Consider the following 3,053-nt stretch of genomic DNA (forward strand, 5'->3'; position numbering starts at 1 on the left):
TTCTGATCGGAGGTCCTGACCGTCGATCTTGACCTCGGTGCCGGACCACTTGCCGAACAGGACGCGGTCGCCGGCCTTGACGTCGAGCGGGTTGACGCGGCCCTGCTCGTCGCGGGCGCCGGGACCGACGGCGACGATCTCGCCTTCCTGCGGCTTCTCCTTGGCGGTGTCCGGGATGATGATGCCGCCCTTGGTCTTCTCCTCGCTCTCGATGCGACGGACGACCACGCGGTCGTGCAGCGGACGGAACTTCATGAGCTGCCCTCTTGCTTCAGGTCTGGAGTTGGCGTTGATGCGGCCGGCGGGACCGCTCGCGAACTCGACTGTTAGCACTCTGTCTCGGCGAGTGCCAAAGACGGCGGCGAGATAGGCTCGCTGCGGTTCCGAGTCAAGGCTGTCGCACCCCCGCGCGACGGTGCGATGACGCGCCGGCGGCCTTCCTTCTCGTCCCATGGATAATGCGCCGTCATGTTGAGCCTGCACGGACCCGAAGGCCCGGTGGCGTTGCAACCCGGCAGCCCGATCGCGCGCCATACGGTATGGCTCGACCTGAACGACCCGAGCCCGGAGGAAGCCAAAGCGGTCGAGGCCGCGACCGGTCTGCGCGTGCCGTCCCGGGCGGCGCTGTCGGAGGTCGAGACGTCGAGTCGCCTGCGCCGGGTGAAGGGCGGCCTGTCGCTCTCGACGCCGATGATCACCTTCGAGCAGAGCGCGTCGCAGGTGAAGCCGCTGGGCTTCCTGCTGACCAAGGACCACTTCGTCACGATCCGCTTTCACGACCTGCGCGCCTTCGACTCCTCCGCGAAGCGCATCGCGGAGGGCGATGGCAGCACGACCCCGAGCGAGATCTTCCTCGTCGTCCTGGAGGAGCTGGTCGACAGCCTCGCGGACGCCCTGGAGGACATGGGATCGGAACTCGACACGCTCTCGACCCGGATCTTCGACTTCGACGTCCGGGGTGCCGAGCGGCGGCGCCTGGAGAGCCCGCCGCCGCGGCGCCGCGACCTCGCCCTGCGCCGGATCCTGCGGGGCATCAGCAACCGCGGAAAGGTCCTGGGGAAGATCCGCGCCAGTCTGCTCGGGCTCGAACGGATCGTGCCGTTCGTCGCCGCAGCCTGCGACGGCATCGGCCTGCCGGAGGACGCGCGCTTCGAGACGATCAAGCGGGACATCGAATCCCTCGACGAGTTCGAGACGCGCCTCGCTGAGAACGTGCAGTTCCTGCTCGACGCGGCCCTCGGCCTCATCACCATCGAGCAGAACAACGTCTTCCGGGTGCTCACCGTCGTCTCGGTGGTCGGCGTCCCGCCAACCTTGATCGCGTCGATCTACGGCATGAACTTCAAGCACATGCCGGAGCTGGACTGGACTCTCGGCTATCCCTACGCGCTCGGCCTGATCCTTTTCAGCGCCATAGCGCCTATAGTATACTTTCGAATGCGCGGTTGGTTCTGATATTCAGACCGGTTTAACAGCACAAAAATCGTCCCACCAAGTGTTAATAGCGCGGAAATCGTCCACTCCGATCTCTGAGGCACTCCGTCATCGCGATCAAAAGTCTTCGATTTCCTGCCGCCAAACGGAGAACAGCATAACGCATCAAGAAAGAGTTCATTAACGCTGCGATGCGATACCCGCGGGCGAGGAATGCGAGTGTCGAAATGTTCAACCGTACGACTTTCAACGAAGCCCAGGCCAAGATCGATGCCCTGGATCGTTCGCTCGCGATCATCGAGTTTTCGATGGACGGAAACGTCGTCCATGCGAACAAGAATTTCTTGAAGCTGATGAAGTATGATCTGCCGGATATTCAGAACCGGCACCACCGTCTCTTCGTGGATAGGGCCTATGCTGAGACCGCGGAGTATACGGAATTCTGGGACAAGCTGAAGGTCGGCCAGTACGTCACCGGCGAGTTCCTCCGCCTGGACAAGGACGGCAACTCGGTCTGGCTGGAGGCGACATACAATCCCGTCCTCGACGCCCGTGGCCGGCCCGTGAAGGTGGTCAAGTTCGCTTCGGACATCTCCGCCAAGAAGAAGGAGATCAACCGGCTCCTGACCATGATCGACAACGTTCCGGTGGCCGTCATGACGGCCGACCTCAAGAACGACTTCAAGATCGACTATATGAACGCCACCTCGCGCCGGACCCTCGGGACGATCGACCAGCATCTGCCGGTGAAAGTCGACGAGATGCTCGGCCGGTCGTTCGACATCTTCCACAAGAATCCGAGCCACCAGCGCACCATGCTGGCGGATGCGAGCCGGCTGCCGCACTCCACCAAGATCAAGGTCGGACCCGAGACCCTGAACCTGCGCGTCACGGCCGTGAACGACGAGAAGGGTCAGTATCTCGGGCCGATGCTGACCTGGGCCGTGGTCACCGCGCAGGTGAACATGGAGACCGACGTCAAGCGGGTGGTCGAGGCGGTGGGCTCGGCCATCCAGGAGATGCAGAACTCGGCCGAAGGGCTGATGCAGTCCGCCGAATCCGCACGGCACAAGGCCTCGTCGGTCGCGGCGAATTCCGAGCAGATGAACGGCGCGATCCAGGAGATTTCCGGTCAGGTCGGGCGCGTCTCGGAGCGGGCACAGCAGATCGCCGCGCAGGCCGGGACCACGGATGCGACCATGCGCCAGCTCGCCGAGAATGCCCGCAAGGTCGACGCGGTGGTCAGCATGATCAAGTCGATCGCCGACCAGACCAATCTCCTGGCGCTGAATGCGACCATCGAGGCGGCGCGGGCGGGGGCCGCCGGCCGCGGCTTCGCGGTGGTGGCCTCCGAGGTCAAGGCGCTCGCAGAGCAGACCGCCAAGGCGACCGGCGAGATCACACAGCAGGTCTCGGCGATCCAGAGCGCCACCGGCGAGGCGGTGGGAGCGATCGAGATGATCACCGCGGCGGTGGGCGAGTTGTCCAAGCTGACCCTGGCGATGGCGAGCGCCGTCGAGGAGCAGGCGGTCTCCACCCACGAGATGGCGGGCAATATCGGCGGTGTTTCCGAGGCCGCCAATGCCACCGGTCAGCTCGCCCGGGCCGTCCAGGATGTC

The 3,053-nt window shown here is 64.4% G+C and carries 3 protein-coding genes; 2 read left to right on the plus strand and 1 reads right to left on the minus strand.

All coding sequences use genetic code 11. The features are described from left to right. The coding region (locus I53_RS14110) for a co-chaperone GroES (RefSeq protein ID WP_043351730.1) at window positions 1–255 on the minus strand (255 nt) is incomplete at its 3' end. A gap of 213 nt (window positions 256–468) precedes the next feature. Here I53_RS14110 and I53_RS14115 point away from each other — a divergent pair. After that, on the plus strand, window positions 469–1,455 hold the full coding sequence (locus I53_RS14115; protein WP_043351732.1) for a CorA family divalent cation transporter: 987 nt from the start codon (window positions 469–471) through the stop codon (window positions 1,453–1,455). Window positions 1,456–1,661: 206 nt separating this feature from the next. Beyond that, a partial coding sequence (locus tag I53_RS14120) for a PAS domain-containing methyl-accepting chemotaxis protein (RefSeq protein ID WP_043351734.1) occupies window positions 1,662–3,053 on the plus strand: 1,392 nt, incomplete at its 3' end.

It is taken from the genome of Methylobacterium sp. B1 (assembly GCF_000333255.1).
GTDB classification, from domain to species: domain Bacteria; phylum Pseudomonadota; class Alphaproteobacteria; order Rhizobiales; family Beijerinckiaceae; genus Methylobacterium; species Methylobacterium fujisawaense.

Bases quoted from the DNA above. Each gene is read 5' to 3' on its own strand.
- I53_RS14115 (WP_043351732.1), top strand. From the start codon at position 469: ATGTTGAGCCTGCACGGACCCGAAGGCCCGGTGGCGTTGCAACCCGGC.